At 66.8% G+C, this 1,102-nt stretch carries 2 protein-coding genes; both read left to right on the top strand.

Features of this window, described 5'->3' with window-relative positions:
- The coding region (locus tag HZR81_RS23605) for a 2Fe-2S iron-sulfur cluster-binding protein (RefSeq protein ID WP_500129397.1) at positions 1-290 on the top strand (290 nt) is incomplete at its 5' end.
- A complete protein-coding gene (locus tag HZR81_RS23600) occupies positions 291-980 on the top strand; it encodes a hypothetical protein (RefSeq protein ID WP_500129396.1) in 690 nt (229 codons plus the stop codon).
- Positions 981-1,102: the final 122 nt, after the last annotated feature.

Here is a 1,102-nt window from a genome sequence, read left to right as displayed (position 1 = left end):
CGGAGGTGTCGGCGGGCGACACGGCGACGGCCGTCACCTGCAGCTTCGAGCGGTCCGGAAAAAAGGCGCCGCTGGCGGCCGGCCAGACCGTTCTCGAGGCCGCCGAAGAGGTCGGTGTCCCGATCGAGTACGCGTGCCGGCAGGGCTACTGCGGCATCTGCAAGGTGAAACTGCTCTCGGGCGAGGTCACCATGGCGGTGGACGACAGCCTGACCCCGCTCGACCGCTCGTCGGGGATGATCCTGGCCTGCCAGGCGAAAGCGTCGGCCGACATCTCGGTGGATGCCTAGATGGGCAGGCACGATCGCATCGCCGCGACGATCATCGTGTTGATGCTGGCGGTGCTGTGGCTGGGCTTCCTGGTGCACCGCGCTCCGTTCTTCGCCGGCAGCCTGTGGGGTGGCGTGTTCGGCGTCGTGGGCGCCGCGTTCATGCTCGTGCCGCTCGTCTATACCGTGGTCAAGCGCAGCGCCACGCTGCGCCGCGCATTCACCCGCAAGCACAGCTTCGCCACATTGCTGCAGGCGCACGTGTATTTCGGCCTGATCGGCGCGCTGCTGGCCATCATCCATAGCGGGCACAAGTTCCAGAGCGTGCTCGGGATCGCGCTGACGGCGTCGATGCTGCTGAGCGTGCTCACCGGGTTCATCGGCCAGCATTACCTGCGCTACGTCGCCGAGAACATCCGCGAGAAGAAGGCGCAGCTCGACGGCCTGTGGCGCCTCCTGGACGGCGAGTACTGGGCCTACGCGCAGGCACCGGCAGCGGGCGGCGCCGGCATGGCCAAGGCCAGCGGCGAACTGCTGACGCTGGCGTCGGCCGCCGCCGACCTGCAGTACTCGATCCAGTTCCAGGAGCGGGTGCGCAAGCTGTTCAACGCCTGGCTGTCGGCGCACATCGCGTTCTCGATCCTCTTCTATCTCTTGCTGGCATTGCACATCTGGGCCGGCATCTACTTCGGGCTGCGTTGGTTCATATGAGTCGAAAGGGAAAGATCCTCGCCGCGCTGCTCGCGGTCCTGGCGCCGGTGTCGGCAGTCGCACTGTGGACATACCTTCCGCAAATGCAGCGCGCCGCGACGTGGCAGAACATGGCCTCGCCT

It is taken from the genome of Pseudomonas sp. LM13 (assembly GCF_041381355.1).
In the GTDB taxonomy this organism is placed as follows: Bacteria; Pseudomonadota; Gammaproteobacteria; order Pseudomonadales; family Pseudomonadaceae; genus Stutzerimonas; species Stutzerimonas frequens.
The sequence above is the reverse complement of the archived record's forward strand: the minus strand, read 5'-3'. Positions and strand labels throughout refer to the sequence as shown.